At 69.1% G+C, this 23575-nt stretch carries 19 protein-coding genes; 9 read left to right on the top strand and 10 right to left on the bottom strand.

The features are described from left to right. Positions 1–246: 246 nt before the first annotated feature. On the bottom strand, positions 247–678 hold the full coding sequence (locus AB0N07_RS34825; RefSeq protein WP_365842071.1) for an ATP-binding protein: 432 nt from the start codon (positions 676–678) through the stop codon (positions 247–249). Then, positions 675–905, bottom strand: a complete 231-nt coding sequence (locus AB0N07_RS34820; protein WP_365842069.1) for a hypothetical protein — start codon at positions 903–905, stop codon at positions 675–677. Before AB0N07_RS34820 ends, AB0N07_RS34825 begins: the two co-directional genes overlap by 4 nt. Before the next feature lie 113 nt (positions 906–1018). Here AB0N07_RS34820 and AB0N07_RS34815 point away from each other — a divergent pair, with 113 nt between their 5' ends. Together AB0N07_RS34815 and AB0N07_RS34810 are read left to right on the top strand one after the other, a co-directional pair. Beyond that, positions 1019–1882 (top strand): helix-turn-helix transcriptional regulator, encoded by an 864-nt coding sequence (locus AB0N07_RS34815; RefSeq protein ID WP_365842067.1) that lies wholly within the window; start codon positions 1019–1021, stop codon positions 1880–1882. Continuing rightward, on the top strand, positions 1854–2132 hold the full coding sequence (locus AB0N07_RS34810) for a DUF397 domain-containing protein (RefSeq protein ID WP_365842065.1): 279 nt from the start codon (positions 1854–1856) through the stop codon (positions 2130–2132). Before AB0N07_RS34815 ends, AB0N07_RS34810 begins: the two co-directional genes overlap by 29 nt. Before the next feature lie 152 nt (positions 2133–2284). Here AB0N07_RS34810 and AB0N07_RS34805 read toward each other — a convergent pair whose 3' ends face one another. The 4 genes from AB0N07_RS34805 to AB0N07_RS34790 form a co-directional block, all read right to left on the bottom strand. Next, the gene (locus AB0N07_RS34805; RefSeq protein WP_365842063.1) at positions 2285–4321 is read right to left on the bottom strand and encodes an NAD(+) synthase; all 2037 of its coding nucleotides are present in this window, start codon (positions 4319–4321) and stop codon (positions 2285–2287) included. A 130-nt stretch (positions 4322–4451) separates the two neighbouring features. Next, positions 4452–6389 (bottom strand): S53 family peptidase, encoded by a 1938-nt coding sequence (locus AB0N07_RS34800; protein WP_365842061.1) that lies wholly within the window; start codon positions 6387–6389, stop codon positions 4452–4454. A gap of 213 nt (positions 6390–6602) precedes the next feature. Continuing rightward, positions 6603–7235, bottom strand: coding sequence for a DUF305 domain-containing protein (locus AB0N07_RS34795; protein WP_365842059.1), 633 nt, complete (start codon positions 7233–7235; stop codon positions 6603–6605). A 1-nt stretch (position 7236) separates the two neighbouring features. Beyond that, positions 7237–7911, bottom strand: a complete 675-nt coding sequence (locus AB0N07_RS34790; RefSeq protein ID WP_365842057.1) for a DUF3105 domain-containing protein — start codon at positions 7909–7911, stop codon at positions 7237–7239. A gap of 354 nt (positions 7912–8265) precedes the next feature. Here AB0N07_RS34790 and AB0N07_RS34785 point away from each other — a divergent pair, with 354 nt between their 5' ends. Beyond that, positions 8266–9627, top strand: coding sequence for a glutamine synthetase family protein (locus AB0N07_RS34785; RefSeq protein ID WP_099934097.1), 1362 nt, complete (start codon positions 8266–8268; stop codon positions 9625–9627). Positions 9628–9718: 91 nt separating this feature from the next. On the opposite strand, the gene AB0N07_RS34780 is transcribed toward AB0N07_RS34785, so the two are convergent. Then, on the bottom strand, positions 9719–10564 hold the full coding sequence (locus tag AB0N07_RS34780) for an alkaline phosphatase family protein (protein WP_365842054.1): 846 nt from the start codon (positions 10562–10564) through the stop codon (positions 9719–9721). 178 nt (positions 10565–10742) lie between these two features. Then, a complete protein-coding gene (locus tag AB0N07_RS34775) occupies positions 10743–11180 on the bottom strand; it encodes a VOC family protein (protein WP_365842052.1) in 438 nt (145 codons plus the stop codon). 184 nt (positions 11181–11364) lie between these two features. On the opposite strand from AB0N07_RS34775, the gene AB0N07_RS34770 reads away from it, so the two are divergent. Continuing rightward, the gene (locus AB0N07_RS34770; protein ID WP_365842050.1) at positions 11365–14361 is read left to right on the top strand and encodes a bifunctional [glutamine synthetase] adenylyltransferase/[glutamine synthetase]-adenylyl-L-tyrosine phosphorylase; all 2997 of its coding nucleotides are present in this window, start codon (positions 11365–11367) and stop codon (positions 14359–14361) included. Here the strand turns inward: AB0N07_RS34770 and AB0N07_RS34765 are convergent. Together AB0N07_RS34765 and AB0N07_RS34760 are read right to left on the bottom strand one after the other, a co-directional pair. Further along, positions 14349–15302 carry a phosphatase PAP2 family protein gene (locus AB0N07_RS34765; protein ID WP_365842048.1) on the bottom strand — a complete coding sequence of 318 codons (954 nt, stop codon included), beginning with the start codon at positions 15300–15302 and terminating at the stop codon, positions 14349–14351. The genes AB0N07_RS34770 and AB0N07_RS34765 overlap by 13 nt on opposite strands. 131 nt (positions 15303–15433) lie before the next feature. Next, complete coding sequence (locus AB0N07_RS34760; RefSeq protein WP_365842046.1) at positions 15434–16468, bottom strand: LacI family DNA-binding transcriptional regulator; 1035 nt, start codon at positions 16466–16468, stop codon at positions 15434–15436. A 392-nt stretch (positions 16469–16860) separates the two neighbouring features. On the opposite strand from AB0N07_RS34760, the gene AB0N07_RS34755 reads away from it, so the two are divergent. The 5 genes from AB0N07_RS34755 (at position 16861) to AB0N07_RS34735 (ending at position 23535) form a co-directional block, all read left to right on the top strand. Then, the gene (locus AB0N07_RS34755) at positions 16861–18135 is read left to right on the top strand and encodes an extracellular solute-binding protein (RefSeq protein ID WP_365842044.1); all 1275 of its coding nucleotides are present in this window, start codon (positions 16861–16863) and stop codon (positions 18133–18135) included. A gap of 134 nt (positions 18136–18269) precedes the next feature. After that, positions 18270–19274, top strand: a complete 1005-nt coding sequence (locus AB0N07_RS34750) for a sugar ABC transporter permease (RefSeq protein ID WP_365842042.1) — start codon at positions 18270–18272, stop codon at positions 19272–19274. Positions 19275–19287: 13 nt separating this feature from the next. Further along, positions 19288–20208, top strand: a complete 921-nt coding sequence (locus AB0N07_RS34745) for an ABC transporter permease subunit (protein ID WP_365842040.1) — start codon at positions 19288–19290, stop codon at positions 20206–20208. 191 nt (positions 20209–20399) lie between these two features. Then, positions 20400–22076 (top strand): glycoside hydrolase family 13 protein, encoded by a 1677-nt coding sequence (locus AB0N07_RS34740; RefSeq protein ID WP_365842038.1) that lies wholly within the window; start codon positions 20400–20402, stop codon positions 22074–22076. 562 nt (positions 22077–22638) lie between these two features. Next, positions 22639–23535 carry a LysR family transcriptional regulator gene (locus AB0N07_RS34735; RefSeq protein ID WP_365842036.1) on the top strand — a complete coding sequence of 299 codons (897 nt, stop codon included), beginning with the start codon at positions 22639–22641 and terminating at the stop codon, positions 23533–23535. The last annotated feature ends 40 nt before the right edge of the window (positions 23536–23575 follow it).

The raw sequence follows: 23575 nt of genomic DNA, 5'->3' as shown, positions 1-23575 counted from the left end.
CCGCAGACTTGCGCCCGCGACCAGCCCGAGTATCCCCACCCAACCGCACGCCAGAGCCTCCGACCAGGCATGTTCGAAGATGGCGATGACTCAAGGAAGCATTCCGTTCTGCATTCAGCCAGGGGTGCAGAAGGGAAAGGCGTATGACGGCATGGCGACGCGACCCCTCCCCGTGAGCGACGGCGTTCCCCCGGTCGCTGACTGATGTGCGCCTACGGAGTGGTCAGGCTCCGCCGATGCGCGGCATCACTGTAGACATACACAGAAGTGTTCGTACAGGTGATTCTTTGTGGTTTCTGTGTGCGGACGGCTGACCGGCTTCCGCCCCGGTGCGGCCAGCTCGCACCAGATCGTCTTGCGGTCCCTTCCCTGGTCAACGCCCCAACACCGGGCGAGTATGTCGACCAGGGCCAGGCCGCGGCCCGACTCGGCCGTGCCGGTGGCGGACAGGAGGACGGGCAGGGCGCGCGGGTCGGGGTCGGTGACCTCGATGCGGGTGTGGCCGCCGGGTGTGCCGGTGACGCGGGTCGTCACCGGGGTGCCCTCGCCGAGGTGGTCGATCACGTTCGTCAGCAACTCCGTTGCGCACAGGCGGACTTCGAAGTCGTGGGTACGGAGGTGGTGGCGCAACTCCGGTACGGCCTTCGGGGTGGCGAGCAGGCTGAGTTCGAACGTCACTGCTCGGCTGCCGTCTTCCGGAGAGCGGTGGCCAGCGCCTGGGCCGTTGCGGTGTTGCAGTTCCCGAGTGCGATGAGGCCGGCGGGCGGTGTGTGCGTACCGGCGAAGCTCGGGAGGTCAACGCGCAGGGAGGGCAACGTGATGCCGTGCAGGGCGAGTGCGGCGCGGAGTTCCTCCACGCAGAGGGTCACGTCGTAGGCCGAGGCCGTGGGGGAGTGGTCGGGCATGGGGGGCCTTCCTCTTCCTGTGCGTTGTGTGACGAACTCCTCACAGGTTGTCGTTGGGATCGCTACCGTGAAAGGGGTTTCGCGTTCGCGAGCGGGACGGCGGAAGGTGAACGATGGCACGGCGCAAGGACATTGACGGCTCGATGAGCGTCCCGACGTTCTACGGGAAGGAATTGAGGTGGAAGAGGGAGGCGGCGGGGCTGTCGTTGGAGGCGCTGCTGGAGGGCAGCTTCTACGGCAAGACGTTCCTCAGCGACATTGAGCGCGGGGAGCGGAGGATGCCGATCGATCTGGCCCGGCATGCGGATCGGGTGCTGGGAACTGACGGGTTTTTCGAGCGGCATTGCGAGGATGTGCGGAAGGCGCGGAGAGGGCCGCATGCCGCGTACTTCGAGAAGGTCCTGGAGGCGGAGAAGTACGCGGAGTTCATCGAGGAGTGGTGCCCCATCACCTTCCCCGGGCTGCTCCAGACCGCGCCGTACGCCCGGACGCTGGTCCGGTCGGCCCACCCGGCAGCCTCCGATGACTGGGTCGAGGAGAAGGTGACGGCCCGACTCGCCCGCGCCCGCCTCTTCGAGGAGGACCACTCCACCCCGGAGTACTGGGCGGTCCTGCACGAGTCGCTGATCGCGGACCCGATCCTTCCGCCGCTGGAGATGGCCGAACAGCTCGACCGGATCGTGGGGTTGGCCGAGCGGCGCCGGATCACTCCGCAGATCGTTCCGCGGACGTGCGGGGCGTATCCCTTGATGGCCGCCTCCATCAAGGTCATGACCTTCCCGGACGCGCCGCCGCTGATCTACACCGAGGCGTCGTACAGCGGTGACACCATCGACGATCCGGCCCTCGTGAAGCAATACCGCAAGGCATACGATCGGCTCAGGGCCGTCGCGCTGTCACCAGACACGTCCCTCGCCATGATCAAGGCAGCGGCAGAGGATTACCGAAATGGCAAGCAACCGGATCGACTTGAGTGACGCTCTCTGGTTCAAGAGCAGCTACAGCAACGGTGACGGCGGGGATTGCGTCGAAGTGGCAAGCGACTTCCCCGGCGCCGCCCTCTGGCGCAAGTCGAGCTACAGCAACGGCGACGGCGGCAACTGCGTCGAAGTCGCCGACAACATCCCCGGCCTCGTCCCCGTCCGGGACTCCAAGGCCCCCCAAGGCCCCGCCCTCATCCTCACCGCCGCAGCCTGGGCGCCCTTCGTCGCCTCACTCAAGGGGTGAACTGGGCCCGGTCGGCAACACACAGCCCGTCCGGCGTTTGAGGACGAGGCCCCTCGGGCCGATGGGGGTCTGGGGGCGCAGCCCCCAGGGCCGCGTACCCCCACCCACCCGCACCGGGATACCACCCGCACCGGGATACCACCCGCACCGGACTAGTCGAACCGCGAAAGATCCCGCAGCCAAACCGTCGCCGAACTGTCCGACGGCGCCCGCCAGTCACCCCGCGGCGACAGCGAACCCCCCGCCGAAACCTTCGGCCCATTGGGCATCGCCGAGCGCTTGAACTGCGCGAACGCGAAGAACCGCCGACAGAAGACCTCCAGCCAGCGCCGGATCTCCGGCAGGTCGTACGCCACCCGCTTGGCGTCGGGGAAGCCCGGTGGCCAGCCGCCCGCGTCCGAGTCGTGCCAGGCGTGCCACGCCAGGAAGGCGATCTTCGACGGCCGGAAGCCGTACCGCAGCACATGGAAGAGTGTGAAGTCGTGCAGCGCGTACGGCCCGATCTTCGACTCCGTCGACTGCATCTCCTCACCCGGCACCAGCTCCGGGCTGATCTCGGTGTCGAGGATCGCGGCGAGGATCTTCCCCGTCTCCTCGTCGAACTGCCGGCTGCTGATGACCCAGCGGATGAGGTGCTGGATCAGGGTTTTCGGCACTCCACCGTTGACGTTGTAGTGGCTCATCTGGTCGCCCACGCCGTACGTGGACCAGCCGAGCGCCAGCTCCGACAGGTCACCGGTGCCGAGCACGATCCCGCCCCGCTGGTTGGCCAGCCGGAAGAGATAGTCCGTGCGCAGGCCCGCCTGCACGTTCTCGAAGGTGACGTCGTACACCGGCTCACCCGAGGCGAACGGATGCCCCATCTCCTGCAGCATCAGCCGCGCCGTCGGAGTGATGTCCAACTCCGCCGCAGTGACACCCAGAGACCGCATCAACGCGTGCGCGTTGTCCTTGGTGTGGTCGCTGGTGGCGAAGCCGGGCAGCGTCCACGCGAGGATGTCGCTGCGCGGCCGCCCCGCACGGTCCATGGCCCGCGCGGCGACGATCAGTGCATGCGTGGAGTCCAGGCCGCCGGACACCCCGATGACCACCTTCGGGCCACCGATCGAGGCGAGGCGCTGCTGGAGCCCCGCCACCTGGATGTTGTACGCCTCGTAGCAGTCCTGCGCGAGCCGCTCGGCGTCGGCCGGCACGAACGGGAAGCGCTCCAGGCGGCGGCGCAGCCCGAGATCGGTCAGCGGCGGATCGAGCTCGAAGGCGACCGTCCGGAAGTCGGCGGTCCGCGCCCGGTGCGTACGGCGGTTGTCGTCGAACGTGCCCATCCGCTGCCGCTCCTGCCGCAGCAGGTCGAGGTCGACGTCGGCGATCGCGTACTCGTCGCCCAGCGGGAAGCGTTCGGTCTCGGCCAGCAACGCGCCGTTCTCGTAGACCATGGCCTGGCCGTCCCAGGACAGGTCGGTGGTCGACTCGCCGAGCCCGGCGGCCGCGTAGACGTACGCGGCGAGGCAGCGGGAGGACGCCGAGCGGCACAGCAGCTTGCGGTCCTCGGCCCGCCCGACCGTGATCGGGCTGCCCGACAGATTCACCAAAAGAGTCGCGCCTGCCAGCGCCGCCTCCGCGCTCGGCGGCACCGGCACCCACATGTCCTCGCAGATCTCCGCGTGCAGCACCAGACCGGGGACGTCTTCGGCGGCGAACAGCAGGTCCACGCCGAACGGTACGTCCGAGCCGCCGACGCGGATCGAGCCACCCCGCTCGTCCGCGCCGTCGCCGATCTGCCGGCGCTCGTAGAACTCCCGGTAGTTCGGCGGATACGACTTCGGTACCACACCCAGCACCCGGCCGCGGTGCACGATCACCGCGCAGTTGTAGACCCGGTTGCGGTGGCGCAGCGGGGCCCCGAGGACCAGGACCGGCAGCAGGCCCGCCGAGCCGGCCACCACCTCCCCGAGGGCCTGCTCGACCTGGTCGAGCAGTGCGTCCTGCAGCAGCAGGTCCTCGATGGAGTAGCCGCACAGCACCATCTCGGGGAAGACGGCGACGGCCACCCCCTCCTCGGCGCACCGGCGCGCGTGACGCAGAACCGCTTCGGCGTTGGCATGCGGCTCGGCGATGACGGTGTGGCCCGTACACGCCGCGACGCGGGCGAAGCCGTGCTGATAGATCGACCAGAAGTTCAATTCAGGCACGGGCCCAGTGTAATCGTCAGAGCGACGCGATCGCTGGGCGAGGGGTGTGCGTCGCCCCACGCACGCCGAAGGGGCGCGGGATGAACAACATCCCGCGCCCCTCAGGTGCCGTTACCGGCGGTGCGCTGCCTCAGTGGCCCTTGTACGACTCCACGTAGCCGTTCGCGGGCGAGCCCACGCCGGTGACGTCGTCGTAGCCCTTGACCGCGGACAGCGAGCTGTCCTTGCCGAGGCTGCGGACCGAGGTGACGAGACCGCCGGTGGCGTCGTAGCCGTTGGCGAAGTCCACGCGGGCCTCAGCCAGGTCGGAGCCCGTCGGGTTGTCGGTCACGTCGTGGAACACGCCCTTGCCGTACCGGGCGTAGATCTCCGGGTTGGCGAAGCCGATGACCTTGCCCCGTGCCTCCTGGGCCAGCGCCTGGACGGCCGCGATGACCGGAGCGGCGAGCGAGGTGCCGCCGATGCGGTACTCGTCGTACGCCTGGGTCTTCCCGTCCGGCAGGGTCTGGGTCTGGCCGACCAGGAAGCCGGTGTTCGGGTCGGCGATCGCCGCGATGTCCGGGACGACACGGTTGCCGTCGGCGCTGTTGGCCGTGGCGAGCGCGTCGGGGACGATGCCCTTCTGGTAGTACGGCTCGGCGACCGTCTTGCTGGTGCCGCCGCCCGCACCCGAGGTGAACGCGCCGGGGAAGTTGGTCCAGCTCTTGCCGTCCGCGGACAGCAGGGCCTTCTTGGTGCCCCAGCCGGTTTCCCACTGGTAGTTGTTGCTCTTGCCGACCGCCAGCGAGGTACCGCCGACCGCCGTCACCCAGGCCGAGTTGGCGGGGGTGTCGACCTGCTTCGTACCGGTGTTGGCGACCTCGTCGCCGTTGTCACCGGAGGAGAAGTAGAAGCCGATGCCCTCGACCGCGCCGAACTGGAACACCTGGTCGTAGGCGGCCGCGAGGTCCGGCGTCTGGTTGGCCTCGATGTCGCCCCACGAGTTGGAGACGATGTCGGCGAGGTGGTTGTCGACCACCTTGCTCAGCGAGTCCAGCAGGTCGTTGTCCAGGCAGGAGGCCGAGCCGACGTAGGTGACGTCCGCGGCCGGCGCGACCGCGTGCACGGCCTCGACGTCCAGGGTCTCCTCGCCGTACCAGCCGGCCGCCTTGCAGTCCTTGGTGTTCGTGTACTTCTTCGGCAGGACCTGGTGCAGCTGCCCGGTCGTCCACTTGGCGTCACCGTGCTTGCCCGCGTACGTCTGCGCGTCGAAGGCGATGTACGGCGAGGCGTACGCGTCCGTGATGGCGACCTTGACGCCCTTGCCCGTGTAGCTGCCCGCACCGTAGGCGGCGCGCAGCTGCTTGCCGGTGTAGCCCTGGATCGCGTACGGGATCTTCGAGCCGTACGCGTCCGGCAGCGTGCTCGCGATGTTCGAGCCGAAGTACGAGGAGAACGGCCCGGAGTTGCGGAACACGGTCTCCGGCTGCGGCAGCTGGTCGTCGTGGGTCGCCTTGTGCGGCGCGTTGTCCAGGCCGGTGACGGTCAGGACGGCGCCCTTGAGACTGTCCGGGACGGTGGCGGCCTTGGCCGGCGCCCGGTAGGTCTTCGAACCCTTGGTGTAGTCGTGCAGCGAGGTGCCGAACGCCTTCTCGGCGGCGGCCACGTCACCGGTGACGGAGACGTAGTGCTGCGTGACGCCCGTGACCTTCAGGCCCGCGGACTTCAGCCACGACTTGACCGCGGCCACCTGGGCCTTGGTCGCGCCGAAGTGGGCCTGCGCCTGCTTGGCGCTCAGGTACTTGCCGTACGAGGCCGAGCTCGGGTCGGACACGGCCTTCGCGTAGCGCGCGAGGCCGGCGGCGTCCTTGCCTGCGAAATACACCCGGGCGGAGACCTGGGCGCTGTCCGAGGTGGCGCCCTTGTCCGCCTTGGCCGTCGCCCACGCGGGCTTGGTGCCCGCGAGTGCGTCCCGGCCGGGATTGTCCGCGGCGTGCGCCGCGGGTATGCCGAGCGCCAGCGCACCGGCGATCATGGGCAGAGTTGCTGCCATGCTCACGGTGCGCAGACTGGCGCGGTTGGATCTCATAGAACCCCCTGCGATGCGGTTCTTCGCATGTGTGGTCGGTCGTCGTCGTGATCCGCGTAGACAACCCGCTCCGCGGCGGAGGCGCGGGCAGTGGATCAAGCGATGGGGGCCACTCTTTCGATGAACCGTTCATGCCAGGGGAATGCGTAAGCCAAGAGAACCCCAAGGAACCGTCATCCGGGGCGATTTGAGGCTTTCGTTCCCGCTGGAGGGTTATGAACGCGCTTTCGCCCCACGCTCCTTGAGCATGCCCGCCATCAGCTCGATCTCCGACTGCTGAGCGTCGACCATGCCCTGCGCGAGACTCTTCTCCACCCCGACCCTGCACTTGGCGACACAGCCCTCGGCCATGTGGATACCGCCCTTGTGATGGTCCGTCATGAGCTGCAGATAGAAGACCTCGGCCTGCTTGCCGTTGAGCTGGCCGAGCTTCTTCATCTCCGTGTCCGTCGCCATGCCGGGCATCAGCGAGCCGTCGCCGCGCTCGGGCATGTCGCCCATGCCCATCCACGACATCGGCGGCTTCGCCGACACCTTCGGCAGCCCCCACAGATCCAGCCAGCCCAGCAGCATGCCGCGCTGGTTGGCCTGGGTCTGCGCGATGTCGTAGGCGAGCCGCCGCACCTCCGCGTTCTGCGTACGGTCGCGCACGATGTACGACATCTCGACGGCCTGCTGGTGATGCACCGCCATGTCCCGCGCGAACCCCGCGTCCGCGGAGTCGGCGGTGGGCGTGCTCGCGGCCGTGTCCGGCCCGCCGTCCTCGGCGACCGCGTAGGTGATCGCGCCCGCGGCGACCAGCGCGGCCGCCGCCGCCCCCGCGATCCAGCCGATGTGCTTCTTCATCTCACATCGTCCCGCCGGTGCAGGAGGCACCCGGCTCGGGGGTCTGCTTGCCCTGCACATACGTCTCGAAGAACTTGGCGACCTTCGGGTCGTCGGCGCTGGTCACGCTCAGCTGGTGCCCCCACGCCGACAGCTCGATCGGGGAGCTCTGGTTCGTGTACGGGCTCATCAGCGAGTACGGCGTCTGCTTCACCTTCGCCGCCAGCTTGTCCACGTCGGACTTCGTCGCCTTGTCGGTGTACGTCACCCAGACCGCGCCGTGCTCCAGGGCGTGCACCGCGTTCTCGTCGTGCACGGGCTTGGTGTAGACGTCGCCGTTGCAGTTGAGCCACACCTGGTTGTGGTTGCCGCCGACCGGCGGGTGCATCGGGTAGTTGACGGTCCCGGCGACATGGGTGCGGGCCAGCTTGCCCGTCCAGGTCCGCACCCCGTCCGCGCCGGTGACGAAGTGCCCCTTGCCGTCGCCCGAGGACGTCGTATCGCTCGCCGTGTCGTTCTTCTTGCCGTCCTGCGACTTCACGATGAGGACACCGCCGACCACCAGAGCGGCGACGACCAGCACGCTCGCGCCGATCGTCAGGATCCGGTTGCGCCGCTCGCGGGCCTGCTCGGCACGCCGCATCTCCTCTATTCGCGCCTTGCGTGCCGCGCTGCTGCTCTTCTTGGCGGTGGCCATCGCAGTGTCCTTCTGGGGGAATCGGGTGGGGAGTGCAAAAAAATGTCGGTCGGGTCGCCTGATCGTAGTGGGAGACCGGTGATGTTTTGCAGACGGGGCAAGGGAAAGCCGGGTCCTGCAGAGGCGCTCGTTACCTTCTGCCGGGCCTCCCATTACGGATGTCGGTCCGAGCAGGCAAGATGGGCGGTGAGCAGTACACCCGCCGTTGGTGAGGCGTTCAGTCCGCGGCCAGCCGGCCGATCATGGTCGGCAACGCGCACGAAATGCTGTTGTGGTGTGATGCTCAGGTGCCCGACCGCCTCCTGCGGGACAGGGAGACAGGCGGCCTGACCAGCAAGGATGGGGAAGCGGAAGATGGACAAGCAGCAGGAGTTCGTGCTCCGGACACTGGAGGAGCGCGACATCCGGTTCGTACGGCTGTGGTTCACGGACGTGCTGGGCTTCCTCAAGTCCGTCGCCGTGGCCCCGGCCGAGCTGGAACAGGCCTTCGACGAGGGCATCGGCTTCGACGGGTCGGCCATCGAGGGCTTCGCCCGGGTCTACGAGTCCGACATGATCGCCAAGCCGGACCCGTCGACCTTCCAGATCCTGCCCTGGCGCGCCGAGGCCCCCGGCACCGCCCGTATGTTCTGCGACATCCTCATGCCGGACGGCTCCCCGTCCTTCGCCGACCCGCGCTACGTCCTCAAGCGCGCCCTCACGCGCGGCTCCGACCTGGGCTTCACCTTCTACACCCACCCGGAGATCGAGTTCTTCCTGCTGAAGGACCGCCCGCTGGACGGCACGCGCCCGACGCCCGCCGACAACTCCGGCTACTTCGACCACACCCCGCAGAACATCGGCATGGACTTCCGCCGCCAGGCGATCACCATGCTGGAGTCGATGGGCATCTCGGTCGAGTTCTCCCACCACGAGGGCGCCCCCGGCCAGCAGGAGATCGACCTCCGCTACGCCGACGCGCTCTCCACGGCGGACAACATCATGACGTTCCGCCTGGTCATGAAGCAGGTGGCGCTGGAGCAGGGCGTCCAGGCGACCTTCATGCCCAAGCCGTTCTCGGAGCACCCGGGCTCCGGCATGCACACGCACCTGTCCCTGTTCGAGGGCGACCGCAACGCGTTCTACGAGTCGGGTTCGGAGTACCAGCTCTCCAAGGTCGGCCGTTCCTTCATCGCGGGCCTGCTCAAGCACGCGGCGGAGATCTCCGCGGTCACCAACCAGTGGGTGAACTCGTACAAGCGCATCTGGGGCGGCTCGGAGCGCACCGCCGGCGCAGGCGGCGAGGCCCCCTCCTACATCTGCTGGGGTCACAACAACCGCTCGGCCCTGGTCCGCGTCCCGATGTACAAGCCCGGCAAGACGGGCTCCGCGCGCGTGGAGGTCCGCTCCCTCGACTCCGGTGCCAACCCGTACCTGGCGTACGCGGTCCTCCTGGCGGCCGGCCTGAAGGGCATCGAGGAGGGCTACGAGCTCCCGCCGGGCGCCGAGGACGACGTCTGGGCCCTCTCGGACGCCGAGCGCCGCGCGATGGGCATCGAACCGCTGCCCCAGAACCTGGGCGAGGCCCTGACCCTCATGGAGCGCAGCGACCTGGTCGCCGAGACCCTGGGCGAGCACGTCTTCGACTTCTTCCTGCGCAACAAGCGGCAGGAGTGGGAGGAGTACCGCTCGGAGGTCACCGCGTTCGAGCTGCGGAAGAACCTGCCGGTGCTGTAGGCGCAGATCGGAGCGGGTCTCCCGCTGATTCGGCGAGTGGGGCCGACGGTCACGGACCGTCGGCCCCATCCGTCGATCAGCGGCCTGCGTCTCAGGAGGCCCAGATCCCCGTGATGTCCGACGCGGAGGCCGCGTTGCCCGCGTGGCTCGTCAGGCCCTGCGAGTCCTCCAGGGTGCGGAGCAGGTCGTAGTGGTTGTACTTGGTGGAGCTGGTGGAGCCCGCCGTGACCGGCTGGCCGTACAGGACCGTCGGGATGCGGTTGCCGGACAGTCGGTTGTCCTCGTCGAAGGTGATCACGAGGAGGCTGTTGTGGGTGGACGCCCAGGTGGCGTAGGCGCCGAGGTTGTCCTTGATCCAGGTGTCACCGGTCGACACCGAGCAGTCGTGCATGTCGCTGCACAGGTTCGGGGTGACGAAGGAGACGGCGGGGAGGGTCGAGTAGTCGCTCGGGAAGTCGTCGAAGGTCTTCGCGGACGACGTCGGTACGTTGCTGAAGCCGAACCACGGGTTGTGCTTCTGGGCGTAGTCGCCGTCGCTGCAGGTGGTGTCGCCCTCGCTGGGCAGCGACTCGTTGTAGCTGGCCCAGGTCCGGCCGGCGTCGATCAGCTCGGAGGCGAGGTTGCCGGCCGAGGAGAAGCCCGGGGTGACACAGCTGTCGTCGGTGACGCCCTGGGTGGAGCCCGAGAACAGCGCGTAGTAGTTGGGCTGGCTCGGGTGGGTCTCGGCGTAGGACTGGGTGAGGCTCGCGCCGCCGGACCTGAGCGAGTTGATGTACGGGGCGCTCGACGAGCCGATCACCTGGCTGTACGCGTGGTTCTCCATGACCACGACGACCACGTGGTCCGGGGACGGCACGCCCGACGCGGCGGACGAGGAGCCGCCGAGGCCGGTCCAGAGACCGACGGCCGCGGCCGTGAAGGCGAGCGCGGACGCCAAGGCCGTACCGCTGCGGCGAAACGGCGAAGGGACGGAACGAACGGCGCGGGCGGAACTGCTGCCGGGCACATCAACCTCCGGTGGGGGAAGGACGGGGGCGGCGGTGCGAATAGAGCATGCTCACGTCAAAATGCCCGCGTCCCACCGTGCCCAACCCGGAGGATGAAGATCGGGTGAACTACTGCCCGGCGGCCAGGTCGGCGAGCACCTTGTGCAGCGGCTCCGTGGCCCGGCGCCGGTACTCCTGGATCGCCCAGCCGTTTCCGTCCGGGTCCTTGAAGTACATGAAGGTGGCGCCGTCCTGCGGTGCGAACTGCTGCGGCTCGGTGACTTCCAGTCCGCGTGCGGTCAGCTCCTCGTAGGCCGCCTTCGCGTCCGTCACGCACAGCTGCATCCCGTGGTAGGTCCCCGGCTGTGGCGTCCCCGTGGGCACCTGCAGGCCGTCGATCAGCGCGATCGAACACCCCGATCCGGGCGGGGTGAGCTGCACGATCCGCACCCCCTCCATCACCTCGCCGTCCAGGTCCACGTGAAAGCCGACCTTGTCGCGGTAGAACTCCTTGGCCCGGTCCACGTCCGAGACCGGCAGCAGGATCACTTCGAGGCTCATGTCCATGGAACGACTCCTTTGTCGTACGTCAGCCATGTTCGTCATACGTCGGTCGTGCGTCAGCCCTGGCTCAGTCATACGGCACGAGGACGTCGCAGGGCCACGGCTTCGGGAGAACGGACCGGAGTTTCTGTCGGTGTCTCCGGTTAGGCTCGGCCGAGTACGACCTTGATCCGACAGGAGGACGGGGATGACGGTGCCCGGGCGCAGGAGCAGTACCTTCACGCGGCTGCTGCGGCACGGGTTCACCGATCCCTCCGCCGCCGAGCGGCTGCTGGACAGCGTGGAGCTCATGCCCGTGCGGGACGACCCGGTGCTGCTCGACGCGCTGGGTGCCACCGCCGACCCGGACCTGGCGCTGCTCGGTCTCGTACGGCTCCTGGAGGCCCAGCCGGGCCCCACCGCGCGCCGCGAGCTGCTCGACACGCTGATAGCGGCCAAGCCGCTGCGCGACCGGCTGCTCGGCGTGCTCGGGGCCTCCGCCGCGCTCGCCGACCATCTGGCCCGGCACCCGCGCGACTGGGAGGCGCTGGTCACCTACGAGCCGCGGGACCTGCACCCGGGGGTGGAGGAGTTCGAGCGGGGCCTCGCGGAGGCCACCGACCCCGTCTCCCTGCGCGTCGCCTACCGCCGCTGCCTGCTGTCCATCGCCGCCCGCGACGTGTGCGGCACCACCGACCTCGCCGAGACCGCCGCCGAACTCGCCGACCTCGCCACCGCCACCCTGCGTGCCGCCCTCGCCATCGCCCGCGCCGCAGCCCCCGAGGACGCCGCCCTGTGCCGGCTCGCGGTCATCGCGATGGGCAAGTGCGGCGGCCATGAGCTCAACTACGTCTCCGACGTCGACGTGATCTTCGTGGGCGAGGCCGTGGACGGGGCCGACGAGGGCAAGGCCCTGCGCTCCGCCACCAAGCTCGCCTCGCACATGATGCGGATCTGCTCGGAGACGACCGTGGAAGGGTCGATCTGGCCCGTCGACGCCAATCTGCGGCCCGAGGGCCGGAACGGCCCGCTGGTCCGCACCCTCTCCAGCCACCTCGCCTACTACCAGCGCTGGGCCAAGACCTGGGAGTTCCAGGCCCTGCTCAAGGCCCGCCCGGTGGCCGGCGACATCGAGCTCGGCGAGGAGTACGTCGCCGCCCTCGAACCCCTGGTCTGGCAGGCCGCCGAGCGGGAGAACTTCGTCGTCGACGTCCAGAAGATGCGCCGCCGGGTCGTCGAGAACATCCCCGCCGCCGAGATCGACCGCGAGCTGAAGCTCGGCCCCGGAGGCCTGAGGGACGTCGAATTCGCCGTACAGCTGCTGCAGTTGGTGCACGGCCGGGCGGACGCGGCGCTGCGCAGCGGCACCACCCTGGACGCGCTGCAGGCGCTGGCGGCGGGCGGGTACGTGGGGCGCGCCGACGCCGTGCAGCTCGATGAGGCCTATCGGTTCCTGCGATCCATGGAGCACCGGATCCAGCTGTACCGGCTGCGACGCACCCACCTCGTCCCCGAGGACGAGGCCGACCAGCGGCGCATCGGGCGCTCGCTCGGCCTGCGCGTCGACCCGGTCGCCGAGCTCAACCGTGAATGGCGGCGGCACGCGGCCGTCGTACGCAGGCTGCACGAGAAGCTCTTCTACCGCCCACTGCTCGACGCGGTCGCCCAACTCGCCCCCGGGGAAGCCAGGTTGAGCCCGGAGGCGGCCCGGGAGCGGCTGGTCGCGCTCGGGTACGGCGACCCGGCCGCCGCCCTGCGCCACCTGGAGGCGCTGGCCTCCGGGGTGACCAGAAAGGCCGCCATCCAGCGGACCCTGCTGCCCGTGCTCCTCGGCTGGTTCGCGGACTCCGCCGATCCGGACGCGGGTCTGCTCAACTTCCGCAAGGTCTCCGACGCGCTCGGCAAGACCCCCTGGTATCTCCGGCTGCTGCGGGACGAGGGCGCGGCGGCCGAGAACCTCGCACGCGTACTGTCCGCCGGGCGCCTCGCTCCCGACCTGCTGATGCGCGCCCCGGAGGCGGTGGCCCTGCTCGGCGACGGCGACGGCGGGGGACTGGAGCCGCGCGAGCGGGCCCACCTGGAGCCGGAGGTCCTCGCCGCCGTCGGCCGCGCGGAGAACGCGCAGCAGGCGGTCACCGCGGCCCGTGGCGTCCGCCGCCGCGAGCTGTTCCGTACGGCCGCCGCCGACATCGTCGGCTCCTACGGCACCGAGACCCAGCCGGCCGAGGCCGACCAGGGCGCGCTGGTGGACCTGGTCGGCGGCGCGGTGTCCGACCTGACGGCGGCGACGCTCGCCGGGACCCTGCGTGCGGTGGTGCGTGACAGCTGGGGCGACACCCTGCCCACCCGGTTCGCCGTGATCGGCATGGGCCGCTTCGGGGGCCACGAGCTGGGCTACGGCTCCGACGCGGACGTGATCTTCGTACACGAGCCGTGCGAGGGCGTGCCCGAGCAGGAGGCCTCGCAGGCTGCCAACCGGGTCGTCTCGGAGATGCGGCGACTGCTGCAGATCCCGAGCGCGGACCCGCCGCTGCTGATCGACGCGGACCTGCGGCCCGAGGGCAAGTCCGGCCCGCTGGTACGGACACTGAAGTCCTACGAGGCCTACTACCGCCGCTGGTCCCTGGTCTGGGAGTCGCAGGCGCTGCTGCGGGCCGAGCCGGTCGCCGGGGACGAGGAGCTGGGGCGGTCCTTCATCGAGCTGATCGATCCGCTGCGGTATCCGGCGGAAGGGCTCGGGGACGACGCCATACGGGAGATCCGCCGCCTGAAGGCCCGCATGGAGTCCGAGCGGCTGCCCCGCGGCGCCGACCCCAAACTGCACACCAAGCTGGGGCCCGGCGGCCTGTCCGACGTCGAATGGACCGTACAGCTGCTGCAGCTGCAGCACGGCTGGAGCGAGCCGGGCCTGCGCACCACCCGTACCCGTGAGGCGCTGGCGGCGGCGGCCGCGGCCGAGCTGATCTCCGCGGAGGACGCGTCGATACTGGACGAGGCATGGGTCCTGGCCACCCGCGTCCGCAACGCCGTGATGCTGGTGCGCGGGCGTGCGGGGGACACCTTCCCTTCGGACGGGCGTGAACTTGCTGCCGTGGGGCGGTACTTGGGGTACGGGGACGGGCATGTGGGGGACATGCTGGACGCGTATCGCCGCACGGCGCGGCGGGCTCGGGCCGTGGTGGAGGTGCTGTTCTACGGGGCGTAGGGACGGTTTTTCGGCTGCGGGTGCGCCGTGGTTGCTCGCGCGGTTCCCCGCCCCCCTTCAGAGCGCGGGGCCGCGTCCGACATGCGGCCACCGCCGCGCTGCAGACGATTGAGTCGCGGGCCCGGCACTTCCGGCAAGGCATACGGCAGCGCTCCGTACCAGACCCGAGCCACCGCGAACCCGAACGCCAGGCACAGCAGACCGCCCACCGCATCCAGCCAGAAGTGATTGGCGGTAGCCACGATCACCGTCAGCGTCATCACCGGATACAAAAGACCAAGAACCCGCACCCACGGCACCCTGGCCAGCGCGAAGATCGTCAACCCGCACCACATCGACCACCCGATGTGCATGGACGGCATCGCCGCGTACTGGTTCGACATGTGCTTCAGGTCCCCGGAGGCCATCGACCCCCAGGTCTGATGGACCATGACCGTGTCGATGAAGGTGCTGCCGTTCATGAGCCGCGGCGGCGCCAGCGGATACAGGTAGTAACCGACCAGCGCCACACCCGTCGTCGCGAACAGCACCAGACGGGTCGCGGCGTATCGGCCCGGGTGACTACGGTAGAGCCACACCAGCACACTCAGAGTCACCACGAAGTGCAGCGTCGCGTAATAGTAGTTCATGCCGACGATCAGCCAAGTCACCGAGTTCACGGCGTGGTTGACCGACTTCTCGACGGCGATGCCGAGATGGTGCTCCATCCCCCACACCCAGTCGGCATTGCGCAGCGCCTGGCCGCGCTGTTCCGGAACCGCATTACGGATCAGTGAGTACGTCCAGTAACTCACCGCGATCAGAACGATCTCGAACCAGAGGCGGGGGTGGCGCGGGGCGCGCAGCCGGCGCAGGAATCCCCGGCCGTTCGCGGCCGTGAGGGAATCGGGAGCGGCCGTCAGTTCACGGTCGTTCAGACTGGTCACGGTCGAGTCACCCATGGGCACAAAGTCTGCCAGAAACGCCTTCTGCGACCGATCATCCCGCGGTCGGGTTCAGGCCGCATGTTCTACAACGGACGGACGTGCGCGCCTACTCCCGACGCACTGCACGAACTCGAAGACTCTCCGCCTTAGGGACGAGTCCGGTCCCCAGGCGCCGAAGCAGTCGAACCACGCACCACCAGTTCCGGCATGAACACGAACTCACTGTGGGGTGCAGGCGTCCCGCCGATCTCCTCCAGCAACGTACGCACCGCCGCCTGCCCCATGGCCGGGACCGGCTTGCGGATCGTGGTCAGCGGTGGGTCCGTGAAGGCGATCAAAGGGGAGTCGTCGAAGCCCACCACCGAGACGCCCCGCGGGACTTCGAGGCCGAGCTGCCGCGCCGCCCGTATCGCGCCGAGCGCCATCATGTCGCTCGCGCACACCACCGCCGTGCAGTCACGGCCGATCAGCGCGGTGGCGGCGGCCTGACCGCCCTCCAGCGTGTACAGCGAGTGCTGGACGAGCTCCGTCTCGATCGTCTGCGCGCTCAGACCGGTCTGGTCCTGCATCGAACGCACAAAGCCCTCGATCTTGCGCTGCACCGGCACGAAGCGCTTGGGGCCGAGGGCGAGACCGATCCGCACATGTCCCAGCGACACCAGGTGCGTGACCGCCAGGGTCATCGCCGCGCGGTCGTCGGGAGAGATGAACGGCGCCTGCACCTTTGGCGAGAACCCGTCCACCAGCACATACGGCACGCCCTGCGCTCGCAGCCGCTCGTAGCGCTCCATGTCGGCGGTGGTGTCGGCGTGCAGTCCGGAGACGTAGATGATGCCGGCGACCCCGCGGTCGACGAGCATCTCCGTCAGCTCGTCCTCGGTGGATCCGCCGGGGGTCTGGGTGGCGAGCACCGGGGTGTAGCCCTGCCGGGTCAGGGCCTGGCCGATCACCTGGGCCAGCGCCGGGAAGATCGGGTTCTCCAGCTCCGGGGTTATCAGGCCCACCAGGCCCTCGCTGCGCTGCCGCAGCCGCACCGGGCGCTCGTAGCCGAGCACGTCGAGTGCGGCGAGCACGGACTGGCGGGTGGTGGCGGCGACGCCCGGCTTGCCGTTGAGGACGCGGCTGACGGTCGCTTCGCTCACCCCCGCCTGAGCAGCGATGTCGGCAAGCCGTGTGGTCACAGGGGTGGACTGTACCGGCCGACCGTCACTTTGCACACCAATCGGACGCCGGGCGCGAGCTGTTGCACGGCCCCGAGCGGGTTGCTGCGTCATCGCGGTCCCTCGTGTTCTGGTGGGCGCCTGGTTCGGCAAGGGCTTGCAGAGTCTTGCACAACACTCCCACGGGCCGCTCAACGGCTTCAATACCCGGTTGCGCGGGGGTCGAGAAGAGGTCACGGGCCGGTAACCTTCGCACCTCCTTGCAATTTTTTGCTGCAAGACCTTTCGCGCAGCTTTCAACGCTGTTACGTTCACGTCGCCCGGCGGCGGCAACGGCGCAGTCGGCACGACAGCAGGAACGGCAGACGGGGCCGCACCTGCATCACACGGGCTTTCACCCTCAAGGAGAACTCATGCGGCGTGGCATAGCGGCCACCGCGCTGGTGGCGTCCCTCGCCCTGGCGGCGACGGCGTGCGGCGGAAGTGGCAGCGGCAGCGACAAGAGCAGCGGCCCGGTCACCATCACCTGGTGGGACACCTCCAACGCCACCAATGAGGCGCCGACGTACAAGGCCCTGGTCAGCCAGTTCGAGGCCGCCAACAAGGACATCAAGGTCAACTACGTCAACGTCCCCTTCGACCAGGCGCAGAACAAGTTCGACACCGCCGCCGGCTCCAAGGGCGCCCCGGACGTGCTGCGATCCGAGGTCGGCTGGACCCCCGCCTTCGCCAAGAAGGGCTACTTCCTGCCGCTGGACGGCACCGAGGCCCTGACGGACCAGAGCAAGTTCCGCTCGAACCTGATCGAGCAGGCCAAGTACGACGGCAAGGTCTACGGCGTCCCGCTGGTCACCGACACCCTCGCCCTCGTCTACAACAAGGCCCTGTTCAAGAAGGCCGGCATCACCGAGGCCCCCAAGACCTGGGACGAGCTGAAGGCCGACGCCGCGAAGGTCGACTCCAAGGCCAAGGTCTACGGCTACTGGGGCTCCACCCAGTCCTACTACGCGCAGACCTTCCTCTACGGCGAGGGCACCGACACCGTCGACGCCGGCGCCAAGAAGATCACCGTGAACTCGGCCCCCGCGAAGAAGGCGTACGGCACCTGGCTGAGCCTCTTCAAGGGACAGGGCCTGCACAAGGCCGACACCACCGCCGACGCCTACGCCCACATCCAGGACGCGTTCGTCAACGGCAAGGTCGCCTCGATCATCCAGGGCCCCTGGGAGATCACGAACTTCTACAAGGGCTCCGCCTTCAAGGACAAGTCCAACCTCGGCATCGCCACCGTCCCGGCCGGTTCCACCGGCAAGGCGGGCGCCCCGACCGGCGGCCACAACCTGTCCGTCTACGCCGGCTCGGACTCCGCCCACCAGAAGGCCGCACTGAAGTTCGTCAACTTCATGACCTCCGCGAAGTCCCAGACGGAGATCGCCCTGAAGAACTCCACGCTGCCGACCCGCGACGACGCCTACACCGCCGAGGTCAAGGCCGACCCGGGCATCGCCGGCTTCCAGACGGTCCTGCCCGCCGCCCAGCCGCGCCCCGCGCTGCCCGAGTACAGCTCCCTGTGGACCCCGCTGGACACCGAGCTGACCGCGATCGCCGGCGGCAAGGAGTCCCTCGACAAGGGCCTGAGCAATGCCGAGCTCGCCATGGCCAAGCTGGTGCCGGACTTCAGCAAGTGAGCCCCGAGTGACCGTCGGGTCCGCCATTCCCAGGGGGGACGGACCCGGCGGTCACCGGCCTGCGCCCAGCGCGCCCGCCGCTTTGACTGCCGTAGAACTTCCCAGGCCGTAGAACTCCCCAGAAGGTGTCGAACATGACAGTCGCCATCGACCGCGCCACCGGCAAACGCCACGGTGACCGCGCGCCGCGGCCCGGGTTGGGCGGGCGCCTCAAGCGCAGCTACCAGAAGTACTGGTACGCGTACGCGATGATCGCCCCGGTGATCGTCGTGCTCGGTGCCCTCGTTCTGTACCCGCTGGTGTACGGCCTGTATCTGACGCTCACGGACGCCAACAGCCTCAACACGGCGCGCACGATCGGCGTCAACCACATCGACGCCACCTACAAGTTCATCGGGCTCGACAACTACAAGGACATCCTGTTCGGCCCGACGGCCTACGACCGCTTCTGGTCGCACTTCATCTGGACGATCGTCTGGACGGCGCTCTGTGTCGCCCTGCACTACACGATCGGTCTCGGCCTGGCGCTGCTGCTCAACCAGAAGCTGCGCGGCCGCACCTTCTACCGGCTGATCCTCATCCTGCCGTGGGCCGTGCCGACCTTCGTCACCGTCTTCGGCTGGCGCTTCATGCTTGCCGACGGCGGCATCATCAACACCGTGCTGCACGCCCTCCATCTGCCCCAGCCCTCGTGGCTGGAGGACACCTTCTGGCAGCGGTTCGCCGCGATCATGGTCAACACCTGGTGCGGTGTGCCGTTCATGATGGTCTCCCTGCTCGGCGGACTGCAGTCCATCGACGCCTCCCTGTACGAGGCCGCCGAGATGGACGGCGCCACCGCCTGGCAGCAGTTCCGCTACGTCACCCTGCCGGGCCTGCGGTCCGTCAGCTCCACCGTCGTCCTGCTCGGCATCATCTGGACCTTCAACCAGTTCGCCGTGATCTTCCTGCTGTTCGGCAACACGGCGCCCGACGCCCAGATCCTGGTCACCTGGGCGTATTACCTCGGCTTCGGACAGCAACCGCGTGACTTCGCACAGTCCGCCGCCTACGGCATGCTGCTGCTGGCCATCCTGATCGTCTTCACCTCCTTCTACCGCCGCTGGCTGAACCGCAATGAGCAGCAGCTCGCGATCTGAGGCAGGAGTCACCATGAGCACCGAAACACCCCCCGAGATCAAGACCGACCGTCCGGTGACCCCGCAGGTCCTCGCCGCCTCGCAGCTCCGCCCGGTCCACCGCCGCGGCGAACGCGGCCGCGCAGCGTCCCTCGCCTCGCACGGCATCCTGACCGTCGCGAGCCTGATCGCCTTCCTCCCGGTCGCCTGGCTGGTCTATCTGTCCCTCGGCCCGGACAAGGACGACTATCTGCACCCCGGCGGCATCTGGGCCAAGATGTCGTTCTCCAACTACTCGTTCGTGCTCCAGCACACCGAGTTCTTCGACTGGCTGAAGAGCTCGCTGATCGTCTCGCTGGGTACGACGGTCATCGGTGTCCTCATCGCGGCCACCACCGGCTACGCCGTCTCCCGCATGCGCTTCCCCGGCTACAGGAAGTTCATGTGGGTGCTCCTGGTCACCCAGATGTTCCCGGTGGCGGTCCTCATGGTGCCGATGTACCAGATCCTGTCGGACCTGCAGCTCATCGACAGCTATCTCGGTCTCATCCTCGTCTACTGCTCGACCGCGGTGCCTTACTGCGCATGGCTGCTGAAGGGCTACTTCGACACGATCCCGTTCGAGATCGACGAGGCCGGGCGCGTCGACGGGCTGACGCCCTTCGGCACGTTCGCGCGACTGATCCTGCCGCTCGCCAAGCCGGGCCTGGCGGTCGCCGCCTTCTACAGCTTCCTCACCGCCTTCGGCGAGGTCGCGTTCGCGTCGACGTTCATGCTGTCCGACACGAAGTACACCTTCGCCGTCGGTCTGCAGACCTTCGTCAGCGAGCACGACGCTCAGCGCAACCTGATGGCCGCGACGGCGGTGCTGATTGCGATACCCGTGTCCGCGTTCTTCTATCTCGTGCAGAAGAACCTGGTGACGGGACTTACCGCCGGCGGCACGAAGGGCTGACCGCCGGTTGCGCCGTGATGGGCCGTCGTTTGTCTCCGGCTTCGTCGTGGCTGGTCGCGCAGTTCCCCGCGCCCCTTCGAGGCACGGGTGGCGGCCGCGGTCTTCATCCGACCCCGCTTTGACCGCGGCCGCCTCGTCACCCGCCGCCGTATCCACCTCCGACCCGATGACTCCGTTACGTATAGGACGCCATGAGCCAGCAGCACTCCACCATCGACCCGGCACCGAACCCCGCCAAAGCCCAGCGCAGCGACTGGTGGCGGGACGCGGTGATCTACCAGGTCTATCCGCGCAGCTTCGCCGACAGCAACGGTGACGGCATGGGCGATCTGGAAGGCGTACGCTCCCGACTCCCGTATCTGCGCGACCTCGGCGTGGACGCCGTGTGGCTCAGCCCCTTCTACGCCTCCCCGCAGGCCGACGCCGGCTACGACGTCGCCGACTACCGGGCCGTGGACGCCATGTTCGGCAACCTCCTCGACGCCGACGCGCTGATCCGCGACGCCCACGAGCTGAGCCTGAGGGTCATCGTCGACCTCGTCCCCAACCACTCCTCGGACCAGCACGAGTGGTTCAAGCGGGCGCTGCGGGAGGGACCCGGATCGCCGCTCCGCGAGCGCTACCACTTCCGCCCCGGCAAGGGGAAGAACGGCGAACTCCCGCCCAACGACTGGGAGTCCATCTTCGGCGGCCCGGCCTGGACCCGCGTCACCGAGCCGGACGGCACACCGGGGGAGTGGTACCTGCACCTCTTCGCCCCCGAGCAGCCGGACTTCAACTGGGAGCACCCGGCGGTCGGCGACGAGTTCCGTTCGATCCTGCGCTTCTGGCTCGACATGGGCGTCGACGGCTTCCGCATCGACGTGGCCCACGGCCTGGTCAAGGCCGAGGGCCTGCCCGACCTCGGCTCCCACGAGCAGCTGAAGCTGCTGGGCAACGATGTCATGCCGTTCTTCGACCAGGACGGCGTGCACGAGATCTACCGCCAGTGGCGCACCATCCTCGACGAGTACTCCGGCGAGCGCATCTTCGTGGCGGAGGCCTGGACGCCGACCGTCGAGCGGACGGCGAACTACGTCCGCCCGGACGAGCTCCACCAGGCCTTCAACTTCCAGTACCTGTCGACCGATTGGGACGCCGACGAGCTCCGCAAGGTCGTCGACCGCACCCTGGAAGCGATGCGCCCGGTCGGCGCCCCCGCCACCTGGGTCCTCTCCAACCACGACGTCACCCGTCACGCCACCCGCTTCGCCAACGCGCCCGGCCTCGGCACCCAGATCCGCCTGGCCGGTGACCGCGCGCTGGGGCTCAGGCGCGCCAGGGCCGCCACCCTGCTGATGCTGGCGCTGCCCGGATCGGCGTACGTCTACCAGGGCGAGGAGCTCGGCCTCCCGGACGTCGTCGACCTCCCGGACGAGGTGCGCCAGGACCCGGCGTACTTCCGCGGCGCCGGCCAGGACGGCTTCCGCGACGGCTGCCGGGTGCCGATCCCGTGGACGCGCTCCGGATCCTCGTACGGCTTCGGTGACGGCGGCAGCTGGCTTCCGCAGCCCGAGGGCTGGGGCGAGCTGAGCGTCGAGGCGCAGACCGGCGTCCCCGGCTCGACCCTCGAGCTGTACCGCTCAGCCCTCGCCGTCCGCCGTGAACAGCCCGACCTGGGTGCGGGCGACACGGTGGAGTGGCTGCGCGCCCCCGAGGGCGTACTCGCCTTCCGGCGCGGTGAGTTCGTGTGCATCGCCAACACCAGCGGTGAATCGGTGACGACTCCGGCGTACGGGCGCGTCCTGCTCACCAGCGGCGAGGTCACCGAGGCGGACGGCGAGACGAAGGTTCCGGCGGACACGACGGTGTGGTTCACCACCGCCTGACCGATCCCGTCGACTGCACCCGGCCCGCTGCCTTTCCCGGGGAAGGCCAGCGGGCCGGGAACGGGGCCGCCCAGCCTTCCTCCTCCCGGAGGAGTCCAAGTGGACGCGCAGGGCGTCCCATGCAGGCTGCGAGAGCTGCGCCCTGTCGTGCAGCTCCTCCACCGCGTCGAGCAGTGCCGTGTGGCGCGGCTGCCACCCGAAGCCGGCCGTATCGATCTCGGTGGTGGCCCGGAGCTGCTCCAGGCTGAGTCCCGCCTGCCGGGCGAGGGTCGCGGCATGTACGCCCCATTCGTAGGAGCAGCCCGGCGCCCAGGGCGAACATGCGTGAGGCACGCCGTTGCGAGCGCATGTCCTCCAGCGTGCTCAGCACCCGGCTGGGCGAACTGACCGACGCCCGCGTCCTCGCCCAGCGTGGCGATGGGCAAAGGAAACGGCAAGCGTCCCGGCAAAGGGGCCGGAGGCCTGACTCACCCGGGAATCTCCACCGGCGGAACCGAGTTACTTGCGATCACAACCATGACAACGCGGGCCGCGGTCCAGCGCAGGGAAGGGACGGGAGCCGATGAGCCTTCGCCAGTTCGAGTACGCGCTGGCCGTCGCCGAGGAGGGCTCGGTGACGGCGGCGGCGGAGCTGCTGCACGTCGCTCAACCGTCGGTGTCCCAGCAGATCCGCGGCCTGGAGCGGGAACTCGGCGTGGAACTGTTCGCCCGCACGCCGGCCGGGCTGGTGCCCACCGTCGTAGGCCGCGCGTTTCTGCGGGAGGCGGAGGTCGCGGTGAGCGCGGCGCGGCGGGCGAGGGCGACGGCGCGGGCCGGCGCCGACGATCTGGTGGGCGAGCTGGTGGTCGCGGTGCAGATGGGCTTCGGAACGCGGCAGCTGCCGGGCGCACTGAGCGCGCTGCGCCGCCGCTTCCCGCGGCTGGAGGTCACCGTCTTCGAGGAGCCGGGCTCCGCCGAACTGGAGCGGCTGTGCCGCCGGGGCGTGCTGAACCTCGCCCTGATGGCGGCGTGCGAGCGGAGCCCCGCCGACGCCCACCACCTCGGCGACGAGGAGTTCGTCGTGGTGCTGGGCGCCGGGCACCCGCAGCTCGCCGCGGACCGGGTCGAGCTGCGGGAACTGGAGGGGGAGCCGTGGGTGAGGTTCGACCGCGACAGCGCGCTCGACGGCGTACTGCTGAACGTGCTGCGGGAGAACGAGCTGACCCCGATGACGGCCGCCCGTGTGTCCCAGACGGCGACGGCCGTGCGCTGGGCCGCCCACGGACTGGGGGTGACGCTCGTCCCGGCCTCTGCGGTGCCCCAGGGTTACGAGCACCTCGTACGTCCGGTGTCCCCGGTCGTGTCCCAGCCCGTCATCGCCGTGCTCCGGCCCGGTGGGGGCCCGGCGGAGACGGCCCTGCTCGAATTCCTGCGTCAGGAGACCTGGTCCGAGTCCGTCCGATTCTCGCCGGTTTCCTGACGGCTTGGAAGGAAGCGAGCGCCGTGGAATTCTCTTGGTG

Source organism: Streptomyces sp. NPDC051172 (genome assembly GCF_040682555.1).
In the GTDB taxonomy this organism is placed as follows: domain Bacteria; phylum Actinomycetota; class Actinomycetes; order Streptomycetales; family Streptomycetaceae; genus Streptomyces.
This window is presented reverse-complemented; position numbering and strand designations above follow the sequence as displayed.